Below are 25,314 nucleotides of genomic sequence, written 5' to 3'. Positions count from 1 at the left end.
ATTAGTTTTTAATTGTAAGTAAATATACATTCTTTTAATTAACACACAAATTATTAATTCGCTTTTTATAGTGTACTTAATTATTTACTTTTGCTGTACATTATAATATTTACAAAAATTGAACCAGTTTTTTGTTTCACTATTTAATCGCTTATTTGTTTAGTCGTTCAGATTAAGTTATAAATGATTGTATTAATACAGAAAAACAATTGCGATGGTCAATTTAATTCCAATAATAAAAGCCGGTTAAACGGTCAAACAAATAAACGATTAAACACATATAAATGACAATTCCAGCACAATTTGACGCTAAGACGATCGAGAACAAATGGTATGAGTATTGGATGAAAAACAATTATTTTCATTCAGAACCAGATCACAGAACGCCGTATACTATTGTAATTCCGCCGCCGAACGTCACTGGAGTCCTTCACATGGGACATATGCTGAACAATACCATTCAGGATGTTTTAATTCGTAGAGCACGTCTTAAGGGATTCAATGCATGTTGGGTTCCGGGAACAGATCACGCATCGATTGCAACAGAAGCAAAAGTTGTGGCTAAACTAAAAGCAGAAGGAATCAATAAAAACGATTTAACTCGCGAAGAATTCCTAAAACACGCCTGGGAATGGACCGATAAATATGGAGGCACAATCTTAGAGCAGCTTAAAAAATTAGGTGCTTCCTGCGATTGGGAACGTACCAAATTTACTATGGATCCAGATATGTCAGCTTCTGTAATTCGTTCTTTTGTTGACTTATACAACAAAGGATTAATTTACCGTGGTTATAGAATGGTAAACTGGGATCCTGAAGCAAAAACAACTTTGTCTGATGAAGAAGTAATTTATGAAGAACAACAAGGAAAATTATTTTTCTTAAAATATAAAATTGAAAGTTCAGAAGATTTTCTGACGATTGCAACAACACGTCCTGAGACTATCTTTGGCGATACTGCAATTTGTATCAATCCGAATGATGAGCGTTTTACACATTTAAAAGGTAAAAAAGCGATCGTTCCCATTTGCGGCAGAGTAATTCCAATTATCGAAGATGAATATGTAGATGTAGAATTCGGAACAGGATGTTTGAAAGTAACGCCTGCGCACGATATGAACGATAAGACTCTGGGCGAAAAACACAACCTGGAAATCGTTGATATTTTTAATGAAGATGCTACGCTAAATAGTTTCGGATTACATTATCAGGGAAAAGACCGTTTTGTGGTTCGTACCGAAATTGCAAAAGAACTGGAAGAAATTGGCGCTTTAGCAAAAACTGAAACTCACCTGAATAAAGTGGGAACTTCTGAGAGAACAAAAGCCGTAATCGAACCAAGATTATCAGATCAATGGTTCCTGAAAATGGAAGAATTGGTTAAACCGGCTATTAAGTCAGTTTTAGAAACCGGAGATATTAAATTACATCCAAAACGTTTCGAAAATACCTATGCGCATTGGTTGAACAATATCCGCGACTGGAATATTTCCCGTCAATTATGGTGGGGACAACAAATTCCGGCCTATTATTACGGGGACGGAAAAGAAGATTTTGTAGTTGCAGAAAACATTGAAGATGCTTTAGCTTTAGCGAAAGAAAAAACTAAGAACTCAGGATTAACAACTCAGGATTTAAAACAAGATGTGGATGCTCTAGATACATGGTTTTCATCTTGGCTTTGGCCGATGTCTGTTTTTGGCGGAATCATGGATCCTGAAAGTGAAGATTTTAAATATTACTATCCAACAAATGACTTGGTAACCGGTCCTGATATTTTGTTTTTCTGGGTTGCCAGAATGATTATTGCAGGTTACGAATATGCAGGTGAAAAACCATTTACAAACGTATATTTGACTGGTTTAGTTCGTGACAAACAGCGTCGTAAGATGTCTAAATCATTAGGGAATTCTCCAGATCCTTTAGATCTGATCGATTCATTTGGTGCAGACGGAGTTCGTGTAGGATTGCTTTTGAGCGCTTCTGCAGGAAATGATATTATGTTTGATGAAGAATTATGCAATCAGGGAAAAGCGTTTTCTAATAAAATCTGGAATGCTTTTAAACTAATTAAAGGTTGGGAAGTTTCAGATTCAATTGCGCAGCCGGAATCTTCGAAAGTAGCAATCGAATGGTATGAGGCGAAGTTGCAGCAGACTTTGGTTGATATTGAGGATAATTTTGAGAAATACAGAATTTCAGATTCATTAATGGCCATTTACAAGTTGGTTTGGGATGATTTCTGTTCATGGTTCCTTGAAATGATTAAACCTGGTTATCAGCAGCCGATTGACAGCGTAACTTTCGCGAAAGCGATCGAAATGTTAGAAAGTAACCTAAAATTGCTTCATCCGTTTATGCCATTCTTAACGGAGGAAATCTGGCATTTAATTGCAGAAAGAACTCCGGAAGAAGCTTTAATTGTTTCGACATGGCCAGAATTAAAACCATTTGACGCGAAGTTAATTGCTGATTTTGAAAATTCTATTGAAGTAATTTCCGGAATCAGAACCATTCGTAAAGACAAAAATATTCCGTTTAAGGATGCAATTGAATTAAAAGGAATCAACAGCGAAAACGTTTCTACTTATTTTGATTCAATTGTAACCAAATTAGGAAACATTTCTGCTTTTGAATATGTTTCTGATAAAGTAGATGGTGCATTGTCTTTCCGTGTAAAATCTAACGAATATTTTATTCCAATTACCGGAAATATCGACGTTGAAGCTGAAATTGCAAAACTGACAGAAGAATTAAACTATACAAAAGGATTCCTGAAATCTGTAGAAGCGAAACTTTCTAATGAGAAATTCGTAAACGGAGCTCCGGAAAAAGTTTTGAATATAGAAAAACAAAAACAAGCTGATGCTTTGGCAAAAATTGCTACAATTGAGCAAAGTCTGGCTGGGTTGAAATAAGACTTAACCTCGATTCATAATGATAAAAATCCGACAGGTTCATAAGCTGTCGGATTTTTATTTTTTATAGAAAGTGTCTTGGATGTAAAAAACAGTATCTATAAATTTTAATATTCCATTTTCCGTAAGTACATTTTCGTCATGGAGATCTTCAAGAATAATTCCGAGATCAGGATTTAAATAGTCATTGTTTTTAATGTTTTCAAAACCATTCGCAGACATAAAATTTTTAACCATTTCGAGATCTGTTTTTTCTGTCGCTTTTACGAATGGTTGCTCAACAACAGCATATATAATTTCTTCATGTTTGTAAAAACCTAATAAATTATAAGCAGTATCGGGAAAAAAGAAGTTATTCAATAAGAGATTATTAAAATAGTCTATCCAGGAATTGTAATAAATAGAATCGTTTAATTTTAATACATTTTTTCCATCTTTTAGATAGACTTTTTGCTCTGCTCCTTCAGAAACATAATTATCGGGATCAATGTCTGAAACCCAAAATTTGTTTTTGTTATAAACCTAATTAAGGTTTCTGCTTCTTGTCTTTTGAAGTACTTGAATTCTTTAGCCATTTCACTTGAGCTTTGGCTTCTTCTAAGGTAACTGGCTGCTGCCTGGATAATTGTTCCATGCTTAACTTCGCTCTTTCCTGAAATGATAAGTTGTAGTTCATATTTCATTTTGTAAAATGTAAGTATAATACATTTTTCTAAATTTAAAAATATTTGTAAGTTTTGTAGTTTATATTATCTTTTTTCTCTTTTTCAATATCAAAAACAAAGGATAAGAAACAGCGGCAATTCCAACAATAATAAGAAAACTTACAGGATCGCTGTAAATAAATCCTGCCAGTAAACCAACCGAAGCAATGATTGCAATTATCGTGGTCCATGGATACCAAAAAGAACGGTACGGTCTTGGAAGATCGGGTTCTTTTGTTCTTAATTTTAAAAGTGAAAAATACGCCAGTCCCCAAACGATGATGGAAATGAATGCGGCAAATGAGAACAATACTTCAAAAGAGCCAATACAAATTAGAAACAAACTAAAAAACGATGAAACCAGAAGCGCTACAATTGGTGTACCTCCTTTATTTATAATTGTTCCTTTTTCTATAAAAAATCCGTCACGGCTTAATCCGTAAAGAATTCTGGGCGGAATCATCATAAAAGCGTTCAAAATACTGATTAAGGAGAAAATAGAAATCACGGTGACAATTTTAGCACCGTTTTCTCCAAAAAGAATTTTCGCAACATCCGCGGCAGCGAGATTTGATTTGGCTAATGTCTCAATGGATAAAACATGAAAAAAAGCAACATTTACCAAAACATAAATTGCGACAACCAATAGCACTCCGCTGTACAATGATTTCGGAATGTTTTTTCCGGGATCTTCATTTTCTTCAGCAAAAAAACAAACCGCATTCCAGCCGTTATAAGTTCCTATAATAAGTTGCAATGATTTAAAGAAGCCAAATATAAGTCCGATTTGAAATATAGAATTATCAGTTTTAATAGGCGGAATCTCAACTCCCGAATACATAAAACAGGCAATTACTAAAGCCACAAAACATATAACTTTTAGAAAACTGGTAATTTGCTGAATCACACTTCCGTTTTTGACCCCGCTTAAATGAAGCAAAACAAACGCCAGCAATAAAGAAATAGAAATTACGGTAGAGTAGCTGCCCAATTCCGGAAATAAAATAATCGTATACTCGCTAATAACGATACAATAAAAAGCGGGCGGAATCGCATTGACAATATAGTCGTACCATCCGGATAAAAATCCTGCATAATCGCCCAAAGCTCTTTTGATATAATTGTAAGAACCTCCCGCCTTTGGCAGCATGGTGGCCAGTTCTGAATATGAATTTGCGCCCAATAAAACATACAAACCTCCAAATAACCAGGACGCAATAATAAGCCAGTAGTTGTCCAGCATTTGCGCAATGTTTCCCGGTGTTCTCAGAATTCCAACACCAATGGTTCCTCCAATTAGTACAGCAATATTAAAACTTAAACCTAAACTTTTTTGCAATTGGTTTTTCTTGGAATCGGACATTTTGGAATTTTATATTTATTAAGTTGCATCAAAAGTAAAAGAATTAAAGCACTTTCGTTTATTAAAATCAAAAAACCTCATCTGCGCTAGAAGAGGTGTGCTTTGAAATCCTGTTTCAAAATAAAAAATCCAAAACTTCTTCTGCTTTTAGTTTTAAAAAGACAGAAAAAGCTTTGGACAAAAAAAAACTAATTCAATTTATAATTTATACCTCAAACTTACCATTACCTGACGTGGATTAATTGGGTTTACACTGTAATTTTCGTGAACAGTGTAATTTAATTCGTTTGTAATGTTAGATAATCTGGCTAAGATTGAGATTTTGTTCCACTCATATCCAACAGAAGCATCAACAGTTGTATATCCTTCTAACGGAATATCGCGATCCCTGATAGTTACAGTATATGTTTTTGGATTTGTGGAGGGCTTATTTTCTGTCCATACATAATCATCATTCCAACCTCCTGTGCGATTGCCAACATAGTTTGCGATAGCTCCAAACGATAATCCTTTTAATTTACCACTAGGCAATTTGTAGAAAAAGCTTAAGTTGGCTGTATTTTTTGGAGTTCTTGCTAAAATGTCGCCCACTACAAGACTTCCGTTTGTTCCGGATGATTTAGACACTTTCGTTTCGTTAAAACTGTAGCCAGCCATAATATTCAATCCTTCTGTCGGGTTTGCTGTAATATCAATTTCAACACCTTTACCTTTTGTCGCTCCCACTAATTCTTTTAGTGTAGTGGTTGTGTTTTGAGTCACTCCATCGGCTAAAAACTGAGCTGTTTGTGCTAAATTATTATTTGATATCTGATAAACAGTAACGTTAGTACTCAAAAGACCTTTCCAGAAATCTTTTTTAACACCTACTTCGTATTGATCTATAATAGAAGGGTCTAAAGTTTTTAAATCTACAGTAGTTCCTGTGTTTGGAGTAAATGAGTTGGAATAACTTGCGAACAAAGACAAATCTTTTGTTGGCTGTACTACAAGTCCGCCTTTAGGAGAAAAAGCTCTGTTTAAGGTTTTTGGAGTTGTTACAGGCGTTGCATTGTCCAGAGAAGTAGTTATAACGTCTATATTATTAACTTTTGAGATTATTTCTTTTGAAGTTTCCACATCACTTTGTTGCCACGACCAACGTAATCCCGCTAATACTTTAATATGTTTGGTTACAGAAATTAAGTCCTGAGCATAAGCTCCAAAACGTTCGGTATTAGTAGTCGCTAACTGAGTTGCTCTTGTCGGATACGGAATATTAAGACTTTGAGTGCTGTAATCATAATTATAAAGATTTATTGGCGTTGCTTCTGTTGTTATTGCAACTGTTCCGTTTGGAGTTGCATAAAAGCCATAGGTGTAACTTGGCGCCATAGAATTTTCATAATCTACTCCCGTAAATATCTGGTGTTTGACTTTACCGGTAAAAAAAGTTCCCTGTAAACTTAATTGATCTCCAAAGATATGTTCGGCACCGTCAGATTTTGTTAAACCACGTTTCCAGTTTCCGTTTTCTTCAACGGTGCTTAATTGCGCTGTAGAAGTTTGTGTTCTGTGATAAGATTGGTAAGAAGAATTGAAATTTAATTTCCAATTTTCATTAAAACTATGATTCAATAATACAGAAGCACTGGAAGATTTAGTGTTTCCTGTTGACCAGAGTGCTCCGAAAAATTCATTGCGAGGCAAGTCTAAAATTGTTTTTCCAACAATCCCGGTTCCAAAATCAGGAGTCCAGTCTGCACTTAAATAATCTCCCTGTAATGTGATTTGTGTTTTGTCTGAGAGCAAAAATAAGAAAGAAGGATTGATGTAAATACGTTCGTTTTTGACAAAATCTCTAAAACTTTCTGAATTTTCGTAAGATGCGTTAAATCTATAAGCGATTGATTTGTTTAATGGACCATAAATGTCGATAGAAGGTTTGTAGTAAGCGTAGCTTCCCATTTGCATGGATAATTCTCCGCCCTGAGTAAATTTTGGAGTTTTGGTAACCAAGTTCATAATTCCGCCCGGAGCAACGTTTCCGTATAATAAAGCCGATCCCCCTTTTAAGAATTCTACTTTTTCCAAACCGGAAACATCCGGAATAGAACCCGCATTGTAACGGAAGCCATTTTTAAACATATTATTGGCAGACATATCATAGCCTCTTGAAAAGAAAGATTCCTGTGCGCCGCCACGAGCAGATCCTACATAAACACCATTTAGATTTTTTACAACCTCGCTTAATCTAATAGCTTGTTGTTGTTCGATAACTTCGTTACCTATAATCTGAACACTTTGAGGTAAGTCCATCACTTTGATTCCGGAACGGGCTGCTTCGATTGGCTTTTTAGGTCTGTTTGCTGTAATTGTAACTTCGTTCAGCACTTCTCCTTTTTTATTTTTTACCGTATCAGTAATAGATGACGAACTTTCATTACTGGTATAATCCTGACTGTAAGAAGCAAAACTTAAAAGTCCTAATGCAAAGAGTAGTTTATATTTCATGGTATTTATTTAGATTCAATAAAAATAATTGATCGCAAATATACAATGCCCAAGTTGTGTTAACAAAATTTATCAGAATGTTTTACCGCTTAAATTTTACTTATTCTTTTCTTAAGATTTTCTTAAGAATTTTTTAATTTAATTTTAATTTTGTAATCAGAATAAAAAAAAACCTTGCCGTGAAGCAAGGTTTTGATAAATGAAGTATTTAAATACTTTTGTTCCAGCTATTTTACGGCAATTTGATAAGTTGCCATTTTCCAGATTTCATCGTATTTTTTTCCGTTGTGTTCACCAGAGGACTTGTCTGTGCGTGCGTACTCAACCATATAATTTCCCGACCAGATTGGAGTAAAAGAAAACATACCTTTATCATCTGTCCATAATTCTTTTTCCCATCCGTTTGGGGCAATAACTTTAATTTTTGTCTCTTTTGCAGCAGCACCTTCATATAAAGCAAATGCAGATATTTTCTCATTCTTTTTGGCAGTATCTGCACTTTCAGAAAAAACGACTACTTTATTGTTGTTTGCTGTAGCATAGTTTCCTGCATTTTTGTTTCCGACCACTACTGTTGCACTCGAATTATAGTCCAAAACCATTGTTCCGTAGACATCTCCAACAGTGTGTTGCATTACTATTGTATAAACCCCATCTTCTGTCGGAGTAAAAAAGGCCTGATATTTATTGTCTAAAGCTTTTGCAGAAAGTTTGGTTTCTTTTTTTGACGGACTTACAACGATAAGGCTGAAATTTTTTAAATCAGAAAACCATTTGTCTGCTTTTGTAATATCGTTGTCTGAGAATTCTCCAAAATAAACTGAAATTTCCTGTGCTTTACCTTTTGTTCCGGTTGCTTTAGTTTCAATCCATAGTGCATGCGCAAATATGGGACATGAAACCAGCATTAAAAAGAAAAAAGCTATGATTTTAAAAGTTTTAGTTTTCATAAAAATTAAGTTTGAATGATTAAGAATGATATTTTTTACAAACATAAGGCTTATTTAGAATAATTAAGAATAAAAGAATAAAAAAAGTCCCGACTTTTCAGAGACTGATTGGTTTCGGGACATTATAATGCTTTAATTTAAAACTTGTAAGCAAAACTTGCTACAACATTTCTCGGCTTTTGCGGATTAACTGTTGACCATCCTCCATTAAAATAATCTTTATTAGTCATATTATTGACGTTTAATGCTACACGGAATTTATTTGTATTATAGAATACAGACCCGTTAAGTACAGTATAAGCAGGAAGTACAAATTTGCCGGTTACATTGCTGTCCAGGATATTGTTTTCGCTGGCATAATTTCCTCCAAAACCAATACCGAAATTTTCTAATGTTCCGTCTTCAAATTTATAAGTTGCCCAAAGGTTCACGAGGTTTTTTGGACCCGACCAGAAAGGTCTTTTTCCCTGTTCGAGCCAGACATTGACCTTATCTCCTTTGGTAATTTTGCTGTCGTTGTGACTAAAACCTGCAATAATACTCAGACCTTTAACCGGTGTTGCATTCAAATCAAATTCAAAACCCTGACTTCTTGCTTCTCCGCCTTGTGAACTGTACATCGGATTACTTGTAACCAGATTCGCTACATTAATATCATAATAACTTAATGTTGCTGTAAGTTTATCCGAAAATAAATCGGCTTTTATACCGGTTTCAAACTGGTTGGCATGTTCGGGTTCAAAAGTCTGGGATCTGACAAAATTCCCATCGGTATCGTAAATTGCGGTTGGAGCTATATTTCTAAATCCGTTCATGTAATTGGCAAAAACAGACAGTTTATCCTGAATGGGCTGATATACAATACCAAACTTTGGCGAAAGTGCTGTTTGATTGTAATCATCATCATTGGTTTTGATATTTCCTTCGGTATCAAAGTAATCTATTCTCAGACTTGCCATCACTAATAACTTAGAAGTAATATTTAAAACATCTGAAGCGTAAGCACTGTACGTTGCATCTTTAGAATGATAATTAGGACCGGGTTCTCCCGCCAGTAATTGATCGACAGAAGTTTGAGTGGTATAAAATGGATTTGCATCATCCCGTTGTCTTACTTCGCCTTGGGCGGTAACGTTATATAAATGACCATAACCGGAACCGCCAAACATAAGATCGCGATTAAAATAATCAAGGCCAACTACGAGACGGTTTCTCATAGTACCAATTTTAAAATCGCCAATAAAATTCTGCTGAATATCGCTTGTACTTGTTTGAGAAGATTCCTTGGTAATCCATAAAGCAAAATCACGGTTCCCGTCTTCGTTATCATAAATATAAGAGTAATAACCTTTAGATTTTGACGACGTTCTGGACAGCACGGTCTGAGAAGTCCATTGATTGGAAATTTTATACATCATTTGTCCCTGCAGGTTAAATCTCGGATTTTTCATCGGAAGATCATTGCTGTAAAAAGACAAATCTGTGTTGTAGTTTAAGTCGTCCAGATTGGCAAATTGGAGTGGTTTATCTCTGCCTAAAAACAACATTGAAGGTGTTGTTTTCTCTTCAGACATAAATTCTGTGGTAAGCAGAAAGGATAATTTTTCATTTACATTATAAGATAGGGAAGGAGCTACAAAGACAGAAGTTCGGAAACCCGCATCCTGAAAGCTGTTTTCAGTCTGATACGCGGCATTAATTCTAAAAGCTACATTATCAGTATCATCCAATGGTGTATTGATGTCGGCAGTAACACGGTTTAAACCAAAACTTCCAGCCAGATAAGAGACTTCTCCTCCAAAAGTGCCGTACGGTTTTTTAGTTACAGTATTGATTAATCCGCCGTAACTTACTAAACTGCTTCCAAACAAAGTTCCCGAGGGACCTTTGATTACTTCAATTCTTTCGATATTAGCAGGATCCAGCGTCCCGCTTGTTATTCCCGGAAGGCCGTTAACAATATTGGCCTGAACTTCAAAGCCACGCAAACTGTAGTAAGATCCTCCGTCGCCGCCACGACCGGTGGATTCCCATAATTTCTGGATTCCCGGTACATTTTTTAAGGCATCTTCATAATTTGTTATAGCTTGTTCTTTTATTAATTCAGAAGAAACGATATTATAGACCTGTGGATTTTCAATGTTTTTAAGAGGCATCTTTGAAACATAATTGCTTTGTTTCGGAAAAGCTTTTCTTTTGTTGTTTGTAATAATAACTTCTTTTAATTGCTTGTTCGAAACCGTCAGCTGCAAATTTAGAAGTGTGGTTTCGCCTGCATTGACTGTTACCTGCTGCTCGAGTGTTTCATATCCGGTCAAAGAAACCTGAAGAGTATAGATGTTAGGTTTGACACGATTAAAATCGAAAGAGCCGTCTTCATTACTGATGGTTCCGTATTTTGAATTCTTAAGAATGATGTTTACCCCAACAGCATATTCTCCGTCTGATGTGGTAATAATGCCTTTAATTTTTCCTGAATTTTGCTGGGCAAACAGATTGTGGCAAAGCAAAAATAGCATGCAGATTATAGTACCTATCTTGCTAAAGCTATGATTTGAATAATTCATTGGTATTTTTTTTGGATTAGTATTTGGTTATTTAGAATAATTAAAAACAAACACAAAAGTAAAAATAAAAAATGCCCGACCAAAGAAACTTAAACGATCTGGTTTCCTGCGGATTAATTAGCAATTTTAATTGGCTTTTTCTTTTTATTATTTCGTCCCCACCAAATTAAAAAACCTGTCACAGGTAAACTTGCAGCAACCAGACTGGCAAAAAAAGCTACTATTTTACCGGGCAGCCCTAAAATGCTTCCTACATGCAGATCGTAATTTATAAAACGGAATTTTTCTCCGTTATTCTTATCCTGATAGGTGGTAGTTTTTAGTATTTTCCCGGTTGACCGGTCAAATTCCATTGCAACATCATCAAAGCGACTTTCATATTTGATAAAAGACTGAAGAGTTGCCAGTGAATCTTTTTCTTCGGGAATAAACAAAAAGTAACTTTTGGCATCTGGGTGAGTTTTCCGGGTTATGGCATAGATTTTATCTGTAGCTGTGTTTTTAGAATAATGCAAAGTATCAGAAACAAGTCTTTCTTTTTCAAAAGTCTTACCTCCGTTAAGCAGCCATTGAATCCCTTTATCATAACATTTAAAAGCCCACACTAATCCGGTCAGTGCAATAATTAAAGAAAAAAACATCGTGTAATATCCCAGTATATTATGCAGATCATAATTTTTTCGTTTCCATTTGGTAGTGCTTTTCCATCGAAACCAAAAACGTTGTTTGGCGGCACTTTTATTTTTCGGCCACCAGAGAATTAAGCCGGTAATTAGTGAAATAATAAAAAGAATGGTGGCAGTTCCTACGATCGGGTTACCAATTTCGCCAGTAAAACAAAGCGTCTGGTGCAGCATTCGGACAAAAACAAAAAACTCAAAATTATATTCTTCAAATTTTAAGATGTTTCCATTGTATGGATCCAAATACAAGTAAGTATTCTGGTACCGATTCCAGTACCAGATGGCATCTTTATCCAATTCTTCAAAAAACCAGACAACAACGGTGCGTGCATCATCATTAAGTATCCTGCATCCCGAAAGTTCCTGGTTTGGATTCGCCTTCTTATTGGCTTTTTTTGCAATTTCTAAAAGTTGGCTGACTGGCAGTTTTTTAATTTGTACCTGATCTACGTAGTAATACTCATGAATAACAGGGCGTAATTCTTCCTCAAAAACATACAGACAACCGGTGATACCCAGGATAATTACAATAATGCCAGAAGATAGTCCCAGCCATAAATGTATTTTTTTTATTAAATTTTTAAAAGCCATTCTTTCTTGCTAATGCAGTTTTATAAAATTAAAAGCATCTTACTTTTTTAAATAAGATGCTTTTTAAACTAATTTTTCTTAAAATTTGATGATTAAATTGGCCAGGATATTAGCGGGTGCTTGCGATGTTCCCCAAAAATCCCAATATCTTTCATTGCTAAGATTATTAAATTTTAAACCCACTCTCCATGTGGAGTGATCATAATATACAGAAGCATTGTAAACAGTGTAGGATGGTATATAAAAAGTATTGTCTGCGGTAAAGAAGTTTTTGTCAACATAATTAGCTCCAAAACCTAAACCAAGACCTTTTAATTTATTTTGAAAAGTATAGGAACTCCAGAAGTTTACAACATTTTCCGGAGAAGACGTGGCTTTATTTCCTTCAATTGCAGCATCAGAAGCTTTTACAATTCGATTGTCGTTATAGCCATATCCTGCTATAAGGGTTAGTCCGTTGAGTGGGGCTGCGACTAATTCAAAATCAAAACCTTTACTAACTTGTTTGCCATCTTGTTCTGTAAATCCGGCAGCATTTAATCTTGTAGCATTATCAATGGTAATGTTATAGTAACTTACCGAACCAGTTAGTTTTTTATTAAATGCTTCAGCTTTAATACCACCTTCATATTGCACCGCATAAATAGGATCTAAAACAAAAATCGAGGCATCTGGTTGGGTTACAGGCTGCATATTTTGAAATCCGTTCATATAATTTCCAAATACAGAAACCTGGTCTTTAACCAATTCATACACCAATCCTAATTTTGGTGCAAGGGCAGTTTGGTTGTACCCTTCTACAGTTCCAACTTTTTCGCGGTCAAAATTGTCTACACGTAAACTTAGCATGGCCGAAAGACGATCTGTAAAATTAATAACATCGCACGCATACACGCTAAAAGTCTTTTGGTCTGCTATTGCAGAAGTCGTTAAAGCGAGACCGGCATCAACTGCTTTTCTTCTAATGGGAGCAAAGGAAGTTGTAACATCTATATTGTCAAGCGTAAAAGTAGTTCCTCCGGAAAAAGCAGAACTATAAAGTCTGTAGTTGATACCCGCCAGGAATTTGTGCTTAATGCTTCCTGTTGAGAACTTTCCGTTTAAATTTTCCTGTATGTTAGTGTAGTTGTTATAAATAGGCCCCCAAAGTCCGACTCTTCTGGCTGCCTGCGTTGGAGAACTCCAGACTGCATAACTCTGGTAACTGCGTTCTACATCTTCTCCAACAAATGAAAATACGGTTGTAGATTTCCAGTTTTCAGAAATCTCATATTCTGCCTGCGCAAAAACTTTAGTAGCTTTTGTTTTAGCATCGATATCATCATGAAACATTGATTTTCTGTAATCTATTTTTAAGTCGTTCGGATTTGTAATTCCCGAAGTTGCCGAGTATGTATTGTAAGTACGTCTGGTATTATTTACGTTATAAAGTTCAGCATCAAAATTGATAGTAAGTTTTTCTGACGCTTGTAAGTAAGGCTTGGTGCAAAAAGCAAAGTGTTGTTAAAACCGTAATCCAGAAAACTTTTCTCTCTGTTAACAGCAAGATTTACTCTGAAAAGTACTGATTTATCCTTGTTTAATGGCGTATTGATATCTGCCGTAAGTCTGTTTAAGCTATAACTTCCTGTAGTATAAGAAATCTCTGCAGCAGGTGTTTCAAAAGGTTTTTTAGTTACCAAATTAACAACTCCGCCAAATGAAGAAACTGAAGAACCGAATAAAGTTCCGGATGGGCCTTTCATAACTTCAATTCGCTCAACATTTCCCAAATCGACAGAAGAACGTCCGGAGGCAGTTTCCATTCCGTTTCTCGAATTAACACCCGTAGAAAAACCTCGGAAAATGACTCCCACACCACCCGACGGAAAACTAATGGAAACTACACCCGGAGAGTTTTGTACTGCACTTCTAATATCTACGGCAACCTGTTCCTGTAGAAGTTCTTTATGAATTACACTGTAAACCTGCGGATTTTCAAGATTTTTTAGTGGCATTCTGGCAACGTAATCTGTTTTTTTGGAGACAATACTTTTTGGACCGCTGATAATAACCTCTTTTAATTCTTTGTTAGAAACTTTTAACGGGATATTTATAGAAGTAGTTTCATTTTCTGTAACGTTAAGCGCTGTTTCAGAAGTTTCATAACCGGTTAACGAAACCTGTAATATGTAACTGTTAGCTCTTACTTTATTAAATTCAAAAGTACCATCATCATTAGAAACAGTCCCGTATTTAGTGTTTTTTAGAATAATATTTACCCCCGCAGCCGGATCACCGTCAGAAGTGGTTATAATTCCTTTAATTTTTCCATGATTTTGTTGTGCAAAAACAGAGAGGAACGAAAAGAGAAAACTAATTGAAAAAAGAAAACGGAAGGTTTTCTGTGCAGAATAATTCATCGGTAATTTAATTGGTTTATAATAATTTTATTTAGAATAAATAAAAACAGTGCAAATGTAGAAATTTAAATAACTTTAACAATTTTTATTTTTATGATTTATTAATTAAATTGTTAAATGTTGGTTTTAGAGCATTTAAGCGAAATTCTTATTGAAAGTTGTAATTAGATAAAGGTTAAAAAGACTTATTTTTGCAGTCTGAAAAAGCACTTCATGATTTTACCAGTCTTCAAAAAAATTCAAAATACTCCGAGAGGTTATCGTATTGCCAATACGGTTTTTTTCTTCCTTTCGGGATTTGGCTATTCTTCGTGGGTTTCAAGAATTCCGCACATACAGGCAGAACTAAAACTATCTGAAGCCGAATTTGGAGCTGTTTTATTTGCATTTCCAATTGGTTTAATGCTTACTATGCCGTTTACAGGAAAACTGCTGAATAAATACAGCAGCCGTTATATTATGCTTTTGGGAGCGATTATGTTTAACATTGTATTGTCTCTTCCGGGTCTGGTAGCTTTTGTATGGCAGCTTGTTATTGTACTTTTAATTTTTGGTGCGTCGCGTAATATTTTCAACTTATCGATTAACGCACAATCGCTCGAAGTACAAAAGTTATATCCGAAATCTATTATAACCCGCTTTCATGCTGTTTGGAGTATTGCTGTTTTTTCAGGAGCGGGATTAGGGTATGTAATGGTGACACAAAAGATTGCGCCGTCGCATCATTTATTGGGTGTAAGTGTTTTTATGCTTGCGCTGACGGCCTGCTTTTATCCGCTGAGTATTCATAATGAACCCGTTCCGGTCAAAAAGAAATTCTTTTCGATGCCGGAAAAAAATCTCGTAAAATTCGCTTTGATTTGTTTCGTTTCTATGGCGTGCGAAAATACAATGTACGACTGGAGTGGCATTTATTTTGAAAACATATTAAAAGCGTCTCCCAAATTAACCAGTGCCGCATTTGTGTTTTTTGCATCAGCCGTTACACTCGGCCGTATTTTTGGAGATTTTGGAGTAATGAAATTCGGTACAAAAAAAATTCTATTGTATAGCGGAATATTAATTACAATAGGTTTTGGAATCTGTTTTATTCTTCCATACGCTTATCCAACAATCTTTGGTTACGTTTTGATTGGGTTTGGAGTTTCGTGTGTAGTTCCTCTGGTTTTTAGCATTGCCGGAAGATCTTCAAAATTAAGCAGCGGTTCTGCACTTACTTCTATATCTACAATTGGTTATTTGGGATTTTTACTGGTTCCGCCAATGGTGGGTTTTATCTCTGAATATTTAAGTATGAAATGGGCATTTCTGGTAATGGCCGTTTTAGGTCTTCTGATGATTTTTATGGTCAATAAGATTGGGGATAATGAGTAGTTTTCTGAGCGTCTATCCCGAGGCTTCGGGACTGAGGTTCTAAGGTTTTTTGCCACAAAGGCGCTAAGACGCAAAGTTTATAATCCGCAGGAATGGAAAATATTGCAGTAATTGTTTTTATCCGTTAAGATTATTTACATTCGAAAGTTTCATAGAAAAGACGGATTTAAACGTTTAAAATTTAAGTTTATAAAATCAGTCGAGACTATAGCTCCTTCTTTACGCTAGTATCTTGCAATAAATTTATTTTGCATTAAATAAATTTTCAATTTGTATTCTTTCAGCAAAAGTTTCGAGATTTATTTGTGAAGTTACATTATTAAAAATCGTTTTAATTTTTTGTGCGTTTTCAGGATGAATGATTTTACAATCCGGAAAATCATGATTATCTAAATGGTTTTCAAATATGGACAACAATTTTTCTCTCGAGATCAATGCATTTTCTTTTATAGTTTTAAACCACCTTTTTTTGACCTGAGTCAATAGAAAATAATCTGCTTCAGGAATCACATTAGGAATATGTTCTGTCCAGCTACAGATAGTTATTACTTCATTGTTTTCTTTTGTTTTGAAAAAGAAAATTTTGGGAACAAAATATGCATTTCCTAATTTTTGTTGAATTGAAACTCTATTGTAATTATAATTCCATATTTTATTAGATTTTTCAATTTCCAGATAACTATTTTGATCTGAAAAATGACTTAAACTTGCGCTTAAATTTGTTTTATTCCAGTTTTCAAATAATTCACTTTGAGTTGGCTGATAAGGCTTTTCACAATCAGATTGTGGGTTAAGAATATACAAATCTAAATCTCTAATAAATTTTTCGATAAATTCAAATGCTTCAAGGCCGAAAAAACTTGGACGTAAAAAATTTAAATTAAAAGAAAGATTCAAGTCAATAAAATTTTCGAAAGCATTAGGATTATCAAATTCTTCACTTTCTGTATTTTCGAAAGTATAATATACTTCAGTATCTGGATTCTGAAAAAACCAATGATTATTTTCTTCTTTAACTAAATTCCCAGATAAATAACTTTCGACTTCACTACCAGTCAATAAACTTGCTTTTTCCTTGAAAAAATATAAATCGTAACTCATTTTTTAATTTAAGAATTGATGACAAAATAATGGCAAAGATAAAAGAACAATAATAAAAATGTAAGTATAAGCTTATGTATTTATCTGATATTTATGTTGTTGATTTTATTTTTTCGTCATCACAAATTTCTCCGAAGATGCTTTCCCATTCAATTTCCCAGAAATCTCAGCCGTTAAAGTATTATTGTTGCCTTTTGTATAAGTAATTTTCTGTGGATAATCATGTTTCGTATTTTCGAAAACCAATTGTTTATCAGATTCTAAAGTAGAAGGAAAAGAAACTGGTTTTTCTTCGTTCTGACCTCTTACAGTTGCTTTGTAAGTCAGTGTTTCTCCTAATTGCGCTAAAACAATACTCTCAAAATGAATAGTATCTTTTCCCTTTATAAAATAGGAAGCAGCGCTAAAAGTACTGTCGTTTAGTTTCTGCCAGTTTTCGGTTAAAACTCCATCTGCCGAAGTGTGTTCCCAGTTTCCAATTAGCCAGTTGGCAGTTTTGATTTTATCTTTTTCAACAGTTTCTGTTTTTTTACAAGAGACAATTAATAGTAAAAGAAGTATAAATGTAATTTTCTGAATCATATTGATGCGGTTTTATTTTGTAATGAAGTACTAATGTATGAAAATTTTTTGTTCGCCACGAATTACGCGGATTTTATGAACTAAATTATTTGTTTGTCATAGATTAAAGGATTAGAATGATTTTTTGTTTCACGCAGATTTAAATTGATTTAAGCAGATCAAGGAGATTTCTTTAATATAAAAATCAAAAATAAATCTGCTTGAATCTGTAGAATCTGCGTGAAACAAATTCCTTAAAAATGAGTGTCATTAGTGGCAAAAAGAACCGTTTAATCCTTATTAATCTGTGACAAAAAAGCCTAAACACTTTCACGTAAAATAGAATAAACCAATTCCTTGGTTGGTTTTTGATCGCCTAGTTTTGTTCTGACCTCATCAAAAGTAACTTTAAAATTGCAACCCGATTTATATTCTGCACAGCCATAAGCCGTTTTGCCTTTTAAAATGGTTCCTTTTTTGCATTTTGGACAAACAATAGAATCTGAAGTTCCCTGTTTAGCTTTGTTAGAATCTGTTTTTTTAGGTTCTAATTTCAGTTTGTAATTTTCTTCAAAACGAATCAGACCTTCTACAGTTCCCGAATCGGTTTTAAAACCTTTTATGTTTACAGTTGAACCTTTCTGAATCAATCTCAAATATTGAGCTTCTGTAATTTTTTTATTCGAAAAGACAAAAGGCAATACAAAATCGCAGCCGGATTTGTAATCAGAACATCCAAAAGCAGATTTCCCTTTTAAAAGATTTCCCTTTTGACATTTCGGACAAGTTTCGGCCTCAATTCCGGCAGCTTTCTTTTTTTCTGATTTTACAATTGGTTTCTGAACCGTGGCGGCGTGTGAGATATTGGCATGTTTGGTTTCACTTCGGACTTCATATACTAAAGATTCTACCATTTTTTTCATGTTTTTGATAAAAGCAGAAGCTGTAAAAGTACCTTTTTCGATATCTTTCAATTGCTTTTCCCAAACACCTGTAAGCTCGGCAGATTTTACTAATTCATTCTGAATCGTATCAATCAGCTGAATTCCGGTTGGAGTAGGGAGAACCTGTTTTTTATTTCTGACAATATACTGACGTTTAAATAGCGTTTCAATAATATTGGCACGCGTAGACGGACGCCCGATTCCGTTTTCTTTCATTAATTCACGCAAATCTTCATCGTCAACCTGTTTTCCGGCGGTTTCCATGGCGCGCAATAAAGTCGCTTCTGTAAACTGATTGGGCGGTTTGGTTTCTTTTTGAAGGAAAGAAGGTTCATGCGGTCCTTTTTCTCCCACAACAAAACCCGGGAGTAAATCAGGTTCTTTCTCTTTGGCGTTCGGATCTTCAAAAACAACACGAAACCCTTTCTTTAAGATTTCTTTTCCATTGGCTTTAAATAATACATCGGCTGCTTTTCCTATAACTGTCGTATTCGCAACAAGACAATCATCATAAAATACAGCAATAAAACGTTTGGTAATAATATCGTAAACCTGTTGCTGGTTATACGCTAAATTGTTTTGAACTCCGGTCGGAATGATCGCATGGTGATCGGTTACTTTTTTATCGTTGAAAACTTTTGGCGATTTCTTTATTTTTTTACCTAAAAGCGGTTCGGTAAGTGGAGCATAATTGGTTAATTTCTGCAGAATTCCCGGAACTTTAGGATAAATATCATTAGGTAAAAATGTCGTATCAACTCTGGGATAGGTAATTACTTTTTGCTCGTATAGCGTTTGGGCAATTTTAAGCGTTTCTTCTGCCGAAAATCCAAATTTCTGATTGCAATATACTTGTAACCCGGTTAAATCAAAAAGCTTAGGAGCATATTCGTTTCCGTTTTTTTTATCGATAGAAACAATTTCAAAATCACTTTCTTTAACTTTTTCGGCGAGGATTTCACCATCTTCTTTTTTTAAAAAACGTCCGTCCTCGTAACTAAAAAGTACTTCTCTGTATAAAGTCTGTAGTTCCCAGTACGGCTGAGGTTTAAAATTTTCAATTTCTTTAAAACGGTCTACAACCATTGCCAAGGTTGGCGTTTGAACGCGTCCGATTGACAAAACTTGTTTGTAGCCGCCATGTTTTACAGTGTATAAACGTGTGGCATTCATTCCCAGAAGCCAGTCGCCAATAGCTCTGGAAAATCCGGCGTAGAATAAATTATCGTAGTTAGAAGAGGGTTTCAGATTTTCAAAACCTTCTTTTATCGCTTCTGTAGTTAGTGAGGAAATCCATAAACGCTGAATTTCACCTTTATAATGCGCCTCGTTCATCACCCAACGCTGTATCAGTTCTCCTTCCTGCCCGGCATCCCCGCAGTTGATAACAACTTCGGCTTTGTCGAAAAGACTTTTTATAATTTTAAACTGTTTCTCAATTCCCGCATTCTGAACCACTTTGGTTTCGAATTTTTCAGGAAGCATGGGCAAATTATTCAAATCCCAGCTTTTCCAGTGTGGTTTGTAATCATTAGGTTCTTTTAAGGTGCACAAATGACCAAAAGTATAGGTCACAGCATAACCGTTGCCTTCATAATAACCATCGTGCTTGGTGTTGGCACCCAAAACAGATGCAATTTCTCGTGCTACACTTGGTTTCTCGGCAATACAGACCTTCATTTTCTCTTTCTTGTTTAGTAAGCGAAATTAAGTTTTTATTTTGTTCTCGCAAAGACGCAGAGTCGCGAAGTTTTTTTTGTTTTGCCGCAAAGTCGTTAAGACGCTAAGTTTTTGGTTCAATCAAATTCAAAACATTTATTGTCTAAAATGTAGGTTTGCGTCAATTTACAGTTGAAAGTTGTTGCTTCAGATTACAAAGCAAAAATATTTGAGTTTATTCACACAACAAAGTGTCAAATTCTATATGAAGCTGCGTTGCACCATCGTTGCCAACACTTATCCATTTAAAATTTCTTAATACATAAGAGTTGCCGCCATCCAGCTGAACCCATTCATCGATTCCTCTGGCTCCACCTCTTAGATCGTCCTTTGCAAACAAGCCAATAGGTGCAGTATAATTTCTGTTTTTAGTTAAGTATTTACAATTATTACCTTCAACTTCAGCCTGAGAAATAAATTTGGATTTTGTTAAAGTAGGGAGCGTATTGCTTACTTCGATTGGAGACATAGAGGGAGAACAAGAAACAAGAAATAGAATCACTCCAATAAGATTTAGTTTGGCTAACTTTTTCATTTTGAAATATTTGATGATAACAAATATAAGATATTTCTTTTGTTTTTATTATCTGATAATTGGATTGCTTTTTAGTAATCAAAACCTAACAGGTTTTTAAAACCTGTTAGGTTTTGATTAAACGTTTTATACAATTCATCCAACAATTCCATTTCGTCGTTGAATATTCCGTTAAGATAGAATGATTTCAGTTTCATTGATTTTCATAGGTTTTTGATTAGTTCGCTCGGATGAATTCTTAAAGCTTGCGCAATTCTAAATAAAGTTCCGATTTTCATTTCCTGCGAACCTTTTATATACTTTCTTAAATTTTCTACATCCAATCCAGCATCGTGAGCAACTTCTCTTTGCTTCATTTGATTGCTGTCAATCACATCTTTTATCTTGATTCCCAGTTCTTTTACAATTTCTGGAATTTCATTTTTTCTTTCTCTTTTCATCGAAATGAAATTACAAGTAATAGATTGTTTTGATATGATTGTAAAAAACCGATTGTTTTCAACTGAAAATTTTTATATTTGTTTAAAATGTAAATTAAATCTTATGATAATGATGAATGAAAAAACTACTGAAATTTTTGAATTGTTGAATAAATCGAATTTTTTTACCACGTTAAAATCAGAGAATAAAGAAGCTAATTCGTTTACAATACCGCTTAAAGTTTCGTCATACAACGAATTAAATCTAATGGTTTCTGATTTACTAAAGGCAAGTATTATTTTGCTTAATCCGGAAGCTAAAAGTTTGTCGAGTTTTACAAAAGATAGAGATATTAATGTAATGACTTTGATTGAAATTGCTTTACAGCTTCTACCCGAAGAAGAAATGGAATTACTGGATGATTTGCATAAACTGCATTTGGAAAAGCAGAGGTGAAGTAGATTTCTTTCTTTTTGAGATAAAGGAATGCGCAAAAAGTTTCTAAAGTCTTTTGCGCATTTTTTTGTTTTTTTTTAATCCGAAGGATTTACATATTTATAGAAAAATAATATTGGTAAGCAATATGACCCCGAAGGGGTCAAATCTCGAATGGAGAAATATAAATTGCTATAAATATTTGAACCCGTTGGGTTCGTTAGTCCTTTTTACAATTTATTGTGGTTGATGCAAGTTTTAATCTGCATTAGATAATTGGAACGGGTACGAAGTCGGGAGACTTCGCACAGCGATTATAACATGTTAGAATAATTAACAGAGCGGTTTGCAAATCTTCGCTATTTGCGTGAAGAAGATCTGCGCGATCGGTTACTAACGATAGCGCAGATTTGTAATCTGTGCACACAAAGATTGGTTTTTTCTAATGATTAGTGTTATGTCTTATTTGTTACGGGCACGGATTACAAATCCGCGCTATCGGATTTCTTGACTACCGTTTAGCGAATATATCTGCAAGCAAATATTGAAATTTTATGCTTGTCAAATTACTGCATAAAGTTAAATAAATTTTTTAAATCTTCGAAATTAAATTGTGAAGCTAAATTATGGAGACCATTTAATATTGACTTAAGAGCCTCACCTCCATCTTGTATGTTTTTTATCTGCTCACCCGCATTACCTAAAGTTTGTATAACTGATTTTAATTTTCTACCCCATCCTTTTTCTATCACACTTCCGCTATTTCTCGCAGATTTCGAATCGTCTGCAAACTGAATTACCTTTTTCAATGTGTCACTTAACGACTTATTCGAATCTCCTAATGCTTCGAGTAGATAATCCGCTTCACCCTTGACTTTGCTACTAATATTATTTACTAGATTTAAATCAATATCAATATTAATCTCGGTATTTACATTAGTGTTTACTGTTGGACTATTATTGTTTAATATATTTACAACAAATGGAGGAATAGTATCTTTTTTTTGAATTTCAAATTCATTAACTTCAAATATATCTTTTTTAAATTTTTCTAAAGTATGCTCTTTACTTTCAAACATTCCAATTAAGTAGCCAACATTAAAATCTTTCTTTAATTTAGGATGAAAATATATAGATTTATTGGCTGTTATATGACTAATTAAATCTTCATATGTGACAGTATGTTCAGATTTTTTATCTAACGATATTAATTCATCATATGAGATTTGGGCATAGCTGGAAATAATATCATATAGTTCTCTTCGAATGTGCTCCCACATACCTAATTTTTCTTTCCCTTTGATACGAATATATATACGTTTAGCTTCTTTATCTGCTTGTACCATAGCCAGCGAATCACTTTTGCTATCTTTGATTACGATTCCGGAGTACCAATAATTATTGTCAAATGCATTGGGTAATTTTTTTGCTGTAAATCGATGAATTAAGGCAAGAGGCATATAATCTTTGAATTGTAAAATATATGTACCTACATCTTCCCCTCGGAAATCGCTATATTCTAATTTAGGAACTTTGCCAAAAGCGGAAGGAATTAAAATAGTTTTATCATCTGGAGTATAACACAAGTCAAATTTCTTCATCATGCTAAGTATGTATCCATAATGATTTTCCTCATATGTATAATCCATATCGCTCATCGGTTCCAACAATTCTTTAAAATCATTGATATTTATTATACCAAAAAGTGTTGCTGTCTTTTTAGCAGTTATTATTTTATATACACCCTGAGTAATCCATTTTGGACTTAAAACATGGAGAAAATTAAGATAAGTATCACCAAACCATGTGACAGCACCAATTGTGGTAAAATACTTTAATAATAATTTTTGAGTTTTTTCATTTTCAGCATTATTTTTTTTGCAAATGTTACTGAAAGTACTATAATCTAAATGATGTTGTTCTCCAGAAGTGCAATTTTCAATTTCCTTCTTAATATTAAACCAATTGTTAGGAAATTGTTCCTCTACAGTTCTTAATTTTGTAACATGATTCTTCAAATCACTTTTAAAATCATCAATACCTATTCCTGTTTTACAGCTTGTATTGTAAAAACCGGTGATATTAGGATATTTTTCTTTTAAAAATTTTCTATCAGCAATTTCGGTAGCATTATCATCTTGTTTATTAAAAACTACTAGAACCGGAGCTTTACCACCTAGGCTTTCAATTTGTTGTAGCCAATATTCCGGTTCTTCTTCTTTACGATTATCAAGTACCAAAACATACAAACATCCCTCTGTAAAAAAAAATTTGTGAACTGCATGTTGGATTTCTTGACCACCAAAGTCCCATATATGAAATGTTAATGGTCTGCCATCACTATGTTGCAGTTGCCAATGTTCAATAAAAATACCATTTGTTTGTGATTTTCCTTGCTCAAAAGTGTTATACAAAACTCTTTCGATAAGGCTTGATTTACCAGCACTTCCATCACCTACTACAATTATTCTTCCCTCTGAAAGAGGAGCATGTCCAAAATTTTCAGTAGTTATATAATAGTTTTTAATTGTTTCTTGTCCCAAATCGACTACTGAGTTAGGCGGGAATTCCAAGGGATTACTTTGAACTAAAAAAACTGGTTTACCTTTCTTTCTAAGATGAAATTGATCAAGTTTATTACTGATATTCCAATTAAAATTTAGTGCAATTTCATGGGGAATTCTCGTAATATTGTTGTTGTTAAGCTCAATATAGTTTAAGTTTTTTTTTTCTTTTAATATATTAATATCTGATATTTGATTATCCCGAGCACTTAAAATATTTAGATTATCCATTAAATGAATTAAATTTAAGTTTTTTAAACCAATATTTTGGCAATAGAGAGATCTAATATTGATTAAAGAATTTATTGAATCTGGATTTTCAATTGGATTTCCCCAGATAGCGAGTTGTTCTAGCAGCGGTGATTGTACAATCGGGCTAATGTCTTTTATTTTATTACCGCCCAAAAACAAATATTTTAAATCTGGTTTTGGAAATATAGTAGATATATCTTCAATATCATTATTTGTCAAACTTAAATAGATTAAACTATTAAATTGACTAATCGGTCTAACATCCTTTATATTAATTGTGCCTTCGAGATCAAAAATAGATAAAGCTATTATCTCGTTATTTTCATTGAGAACAAAACTATTTCTTCCCAAGCGGTCTGTATCAGAGAAAATAATTTTTTGTTTTTTCTGTTCTAAAGTAATTCCATATAAATTCTCTATTTCTAAAATTTGTTTAGGTTTCTTTTTTTTTTTACTAATTATGTTTTTATCTTTTTTCATCTTAATAATATTTTATAAATAATTCGATAATAAGTTTATTAATGCTGTCGTACCAAATAACGTCGATTTGTAAATTACTACACAAACATCGTATTTAATTTAACTCAATAACTAAGTAAAAATACCTGTTTTTTTATGCGATAATATTTAAATTAACTTTGTTAAAAATAGCTTCTTCAAAAATAATTAAAGTACGGAAAACCGTAAACAGTCTAAATAAATTCAAACTTTAGCCCTGATAGAAGTGGAATCCTTTTG

Annotated in this window: 19 protein-coding genes; 3 read left to right on the top strand and 16 right to left on the bottom strand. The window is 33.9% G+C overall.

Annotation, left to right across the window (positions count from 1 at the left end; genetic code table 11):
* The first annotated feature begins 284 nt into the window (after nucleotides 1-284).
* On the top strand, nucleotides 285-2,918 hold the full coding sequence (locus tag ABEB31_RS18645; RefSeq protein ID WP_347053169.1) for a valine--tRNA ligase: 2,634 nt from the start codon (nucleotides 285-287) through the stop codon (nucleotides 2,916-2,918).
* 57 nt (nucleotides 2,919-2,975) lie between these two features.
* Here the strand turns inward: ABEB31_RS18645 and ABEB31_RS18640 are convergent, their stop codons facing one another.
* The 9 genes from ABEB31_RS18640 to ABEB31_RS18600 all read right to left on the bottom strand — a co-directional run bounded on the left by ABEB31_RS18640 (nucleotide 2,976) and on the right by ABEB31_RS18600 (nucleotide 14,671).
* Nucleotides 2,976-3,407 carry a putative polyvalent protein kinase domain-containing protein gene (locus ABEB31_RS18640; RefSeq protein ID WP_347053346.1) on the bottom strand — a complete coding sequence of 144 codons (432 nt, stop codon included), beginning with the start codon at nucleotides 3,405-3,407 and terminating at the stop codon, nucleotides 2,976-2,978.
* Nucleotides 3,356-3,601, bottom strand: a complete 246-nt coding sequence (locus ABEB31_RS18635; RefSeq protein ID WP_347053168.1) for a hypothetical protein — start codon at nucleotides 3,599-3,601, stop codon at nucleotides 3,356-3,358. Before ABEB31_RS18635 ends, ABEB31_RS18640 begins: the two co-directional genes overlap by 52 nt.
* A 61-nt stretch (nucleotides 3,602-3,662) precedes the next feature.
* A complete protein-coding gene (locus tag ABEB31_RS18630; protein ID WP_347053167.1) occupies nucleotides 3,663-4,985 on the bottom strand; it encodes an APC family permease in 1,323 nt (440 codons plus the stop codon).
* Between the two features lie 198 nt (nucleotides 4,986-5,183).
* A complete protein-coding gene (locus tag ABEB31_RS18625) occupies nucleotides 5,184-7,478 on the bottom strand; it encodes a TonB-dependent siderophore receptor (RefSeq protein WP_347053166.1) in 2,295 nt (764 codons plus the stop codon).
* Between the two features lie 227 nt (nucleotides 7,479-7,705).
* On the bottom strand, nucleotides 7,706-8,428 hold the full coding sequence (locus tag ABEB31_RS18620) for a DUF4198 domain-containing protein (RefSeq protein ID WP_347053165.1): 723 nt from the start codon (nucleotides 8,426-8,428) through the stop codon (nucleotides 7,706-7,708).
* 137 nt (nucleotides 8,429-8,565) lie between these two features.
* Nucleotides 8,566-10,995: a TonB-dependent siderophore receptor gene (locus ABEB31_RS18615; RefSeq protein WP_347053164.1), complete on the bottom strand. Its 2,430-nt coding sequence runs from the start codon at nucleotides 10,993-10,995 to the stop codon at nucleotides 8,566-8,568.
* A gap of 113 nt (nucleotides 10,996-11,108) precedes the next feature.
* Entirely contained in the window at nucleotides 11,109-12,269 is a 1,161-nt protein-coding gene (locus ABEB31_RS18610; RefSeq protein ID WP_347053163.1) for a PepSY-associated TM helix domain-containing protein, read from the bottom strand.
* Between the two features lie 78 nt (nucleotides 12,270-12,347).
* Nucleotides 12,348-13,643, bottom strand: a complete 1,296-nt coding sequence (locus tag ABEB31_RS18605) for a TonB-dependent siderophore receptor (RefSeq protein WP_347053345.1) — start codon at nucleotides 13,641-13,643, stop codon at nucleotides 12,348-12,350.
* 44 nt (nucleotides 13,644-13,687) lie between these two features.
* Nucleotides 13,688-14,671: a carboxypeptidase-like regulatory domain-containing protein gene (locus tag ABEB31_RS18600; RefSeq protein ID WP_347053162.1), complete on the bottom strand. Its 984-nt coding sequence runs from the start codon at nucleotides 14,669-14,671 to the stop codon at nucleotides 13,688-13,690.
* Between the two features lie 213 nt (nucleotides 14,672-14,884).
* Between ABEB31_RS18600 and ABEB31_RS18595 the strand changes: the two genes are divergently transcribed.
* Nucleotides 14,885-16,045 carry an MFS transporter gene (locus ABEB31_RS18595; protein WP_347053161.1) on the top strand — a complete coding sequence of 387 codons (1,161 nt, stop codon included), beginning with the start codon at nucleotides 14,885-14,887 and terminating at the stop codon, nucleotides 16,043-16,045.
* 243 nt (nucleotides 16,046-16,288) lie between these two features.
* Here the strand turns inward: ABEB31_RS18595 and ABEB31_RS18590 are convergent, their stop codons facing one another.
* The 6 genes from ABEB31_RS18590 to ABEB31_RS18565 all read right to left on the bottom strand — a co-directional run bounded on the left by ABEB31_RS18590 (nucleotide 16,289) and on the right by ABEB31_RS18565 (nucleotide 21,345).
* Nucleotides 16,289-17,146, bottom strand: coding sequence for a hypothetical protein (locus ABEB31_RS18590; RefSeq protein WP_347053160.1), 858 nt, complete (start codon nucleotides 17,144-17,146; stop codon nucleotides 16,289-16,291).
* A gap of 105 nt (nucleotides 17,147-17,251) precedes the next feature.
* On the bottom strand, nucleotides 17,252-17,728 hold the full coding sequence (locus ABEB31_RS18585; protein ID WP_347053159.1) for a DUF6265 family protein: 477 nt from the start codon (nucleotides 17,726-17,728) through the stop codon (nucleotides 17,252-17,254).
* Between the two features lie 299 nt (nucleotides 17,729-18,027).
* Nucleotides 18,028-20,331: a type IA DNA topoisomerase gene (locus tag ABEB31_RS18580; RefSeq protein WP_347053158.1), complete on the bottom strand. Its 2,304-nt coding sequence runs from the start codon at nucleotides 20,329-20,331 to the stop codon at nucleotides 18,028-18,030.
* Nucleotides 20,332-20,545: 214 nt separating this feature from the next.
* Nucleotides 20,546-20,905 (bottom strand): hypothetical protein, encoded by a 360-nt coding sequence (locus ABEB31_RS18575; RefSeq protein ID WP_347053157.1) that lies wholly within the window; start codon nucleotides 20,903-20,905, stop codon nucleotides 20,546-20,548.
* Nucleotides 20,906-20,976: 71 nt separating this feature from the next.
* Nucleotides 20,977-21,102 (bottom strand): hypothetical protein, encoded by a 126-nt coding sequence (locus tag ABEB31_RS18570; RefSeq protein WP_347053156.1) that lies wholly within the window; start codon nucleotides 21,100-21,102, stop codon nucleotides 20,977-20,979.
* 6 nt (nucleotides 21,103-21,108) lie between these two features.
* The gene (locus ABEB31_RS18565) at nucleotides 21,109-21,345 is read right to left on the bottom strand and encodes a helix-turn-helix domain-containing protein (RefSeq protein ID WP_347053155.1); all 237 of its coding nucleotides are present in this window, start codon (nucleotides 21,343-21,345) and stop codon (nucleotides 21,109-21,111) included.
* 109 nt (nucleotides 21,346-21,454) lie between these two features.
* Here ABEB31_RS18565 and ABEB31_RS18560 point away from each other — a divergent pair, with 109 nt between their 5' ends.
* Nucleotides 21,455-21,781, top strand: coding sequence for a hypothetical protein (locus tag ABEB31_RS18560; protein WP_347053154.1), 327 nt, complete (start codon nucleotides 21,455-21,457; stop codon nucleotides 21,779-21,781).
* A gap of 545 nt (nucleotides 21,782-22,326) precedes the next feature.
* On the opposite strand, the gene ABEB31_RS18555 is transcribed toward ABEB31_RS18560, so the two are convergent.
* Nucleotides 22,327-25,056 (bottom strand): COR domain-containing protein, encoded by a 2,730-nt coding sequence (locus ABEB31_RS18555; RefSeq protein WP_347053153.1) that lies wholly within the window; start codon nucleotides 25,054-25,056, stop codon nucleotides 22,327-22,329.
* Nucleotides 25,057-25,314: the final 258 nt, after the last annotated feature.

The sequence above is a fragment of the Flavobacterium olei genome (assembly GCF_039749035.1).
In the GTDB taxonomy this organism is placed as follows: Bacteria; Bacteroidota; Bacteroidia; order Flavobacteriales; family Flavobacteriaceae; genus Flavobacterium; species Flavobacterium olei.
The sequence above is the reverse complement of the archived record's forward strand: the minus strand, read 5'-3'. Positions and strand labels throughout refer to the sequence as shown.

What these genes read in the sequence shown, in the direction of transcription:
- ABEB31_RS18645 (WP_347053169.1), top strand. Translation starts at nt 285, where the DNA reads ATGACAATTCCAGCACAATTTGACGCTAAGACGATCGAGAACAAATGG.
- ABEB31_RS18635 (WP_347053168.1), bottom strand. Translation starts at nt 3,601, where the DNA reads ATGAAATATGAACTACAACTTATCATTTCAGGAAAGAGCGAAGTTAAG.
- ABEB31_RS18630 (WP_347053167.1), bottom strand. Translation starts at nt 4,985, where the DNA reads ATGTCCGATTCCAAGAAAAACCAATTGCAAAAAAGTTTAGGTTTAAGT.
- ABEB31_RS18625 (WP_347053166.1), bottom strand. Translation starts at nt 7,478, where the DNA reads ATGAAATATAAACTACTCTTTGCATTAGGACTTTTAAGTTTTGCTTCT.
- ABEB31_RS18620 (WP_347053165.1), bottom strand. Translation starts at nt 8,428, where the DNA reads ATGAAAACTAAAACTTTTAAAATCATAGCTTTTTTCTTTTTAATGCTG.
- ABEB31_RS18615 (WP_347053164.1), bottom strand. Translation starts at nt 10,995, where the DNA reads ATGAATTATTCAAATCATAGCTTTAGCAAGATAGGTACTATAATCTGC.
- ABEB31_RS18610 (WP_347053163.1), bottom strand. Translation starts at nt 12,269, where the DNA reads ATGGCTTTTAAAAATTTAATAAAAAAAATACATTTATGGCTGGGACTA.
- ABEB31_RS18600 (WP_347053162.1), bottom strand. Translation starts at nt 14,671, where the DNA reads ATGAATTATTCTGCACAGAAAACCTTCCGTTTTCTTTTTTCAATTAGT.
- ABEB31_RS18595 (WP_347053161.1), top strand. Translation starts at nt 14,885, where the DNA reads ATGATTTTACCAGTCTTCAAAAAAATTCAAAATACTCCGAGAGGTTAT.
- ABEB31_RS18590 (WP_347053160.1), bottom strand. Translation starts at nt 17,146, where the DNA reads ATGAGTTACGATTTATATTTTTTCAAGGAAAAAGCAAGTTTATTGACT.
- ABEB31_RS18585 (WP_347053159.1), bottom strand. Translation starts at nt 17,728, where the DNA reads ATGATTCAGAAAATTACATTTATACTTCTTTTACTATTAATTGTCTCT.
- ABEB31_RS18580 (WP_347053158.1), bottom strand. Translation starts at nt 20,331, where the DNA reads ATGAAGGTCTGTATTGCCGAGAAACCAAGTGTAGCACGAGAAATTGCA.
- ABEB31_RS18575 (WP_347053157.1), bottom strand. Translation starts at nt 20,905, where the DNA reads ATGAAAAAGTTAGCCAAACTAAATCTTATTGGAGTGATTCTATTTCTT.
- ABEB31_RS18570 (WP_347053156.1), bottom strand. Translation starts at nt 21,102, where the DNA reads ATGAAACTGAAATCATTCTATCTTAACGGAATATTCAACGACGAAATG.
- ABEB31_RS18565 (WP_347053155.1), bottom strand. Translation starts at nt 21,345, where the DNA reads ATGAAAAGAGAAAGAAAAAATGAAATTCCAGAAATTGTAAAAGAACTG.
- ABEB31_RS18560 (WP_347053154.1), top strand. Translation starts at nt 21,455, where the DNA reads ATGATGAATGAAAAAACTACTGAAATTTTTGAATTGTTGAATAAATCG.
- ABEB31_RS18555 (WP_347053153.1), bottom strand. Translation starts at nt 25,056, where the DNA reads ATGAAAAAAGATAAAAACATAATTAGTAAAAAAAAAAAGAAACCTAAA.